General features: G+C 65.5%; 1 pseudogene. It reads left to right on the forward strand.

What is annotated here, in order from left to right:
* Positions 1-1,042: pseudogene (locus A5781_RS25005) on the forward strand (AMP-binding protein); the annotation flags it as partial.

Genomic DNA, 1,042 nt, shown 5'->3' on the forward strand with positions numbered 1-1,042 from the left:
TTTGAGCACCAAGACGTGCCCTTCGAGCTGCTCGTGGAACGGCTGCACCCCACCCGCTCCCTGGCCCATCACCCCCTAGTGCAGGTCATGCTGGCCTGGCAACACCACAACCCCACCGAGCTGGACCTGGGTGCTCTGCAGGTCAACCCCTTGCCGGTGCAAACCCAAACGGCCCGGATGGATTTGACATTCTCCTTGTCCGAGAACTTCACCGAAGCGGGCCAGGCCGCCGGGATCAGCGGTGCGGTGGAGTTTCGCACCGATGTGTTCGACCCCGACAGCATCGAGACCCTGATCGCGCGATTCGAGCGGGTGTTGGCCGACATGACGGCAGATCCCTCGCGGCCGGTGTCTTCGATCGGGGTGCTCGACGAGTCCGAACGTGTCCGCCTGGAGAACTGGGCCAACCGGGCGGTATTGAACCGCCCATGGCGGTGTCGGCGGTGTCGATCCCAGCAGCGTTTGCCGCCCAAGTCGGCCGCACGCCCGAGGCGGTGGCGCTGACGTTCGGGGACCGGTCGTGGACGTATCGAGAGGTGGATGAGGCCGCGAATCGGTTGGCGCACTTACTGGTTACCCGCGGGGCAGGGCCGGGTGAGTGTGTGGCGCTGCTGTTTCCCCGGTGCGCGGATGCGATTGTGGCGATGCTGGCGGTCCTCAAGACCGGGGCGGCTTATGTGCCGATCGACCCGGGCCTGCCCGCGGCGCGAATCGCGTTCATGCTCACCGATGCCGCCCCGATCGCCGTACTCACCACGGCGGGTCTGCGCTCGCGGCTCGACGGTCATCACGTGCCGGTCATTGATATTGATGACCCCGCCATCCACGCCCAACCCAGCACACCATTGCCGGCCCCGGCCGCCGAGAACATCGCCTACATCATTTACACCTCGGGCACGACTGGAACCCCGAAGGGCGTGGCCATCGCCAATTACACCGTGACGTGGTTGGCCGAGTCACTCGACAGCTGCCTGCCGGCGGGACAGGTGTGGACTCAGTGCCATTCGTCGGCGTTTGACTTTTCGGTGTGGGAGATCTTTGG

It is taken from the genome of Mycobacterium sp. 852002-30065_SCH5024008, assembly GCF_001665645.1.
Taxonomy (GTDB): domain Bacteria; phylum Actinomycetota; class Actinomycetes; order Mycobacteriales; family Mycobacteriaceae; genus Mycobacterium; species Mycobacterium paraffinicum.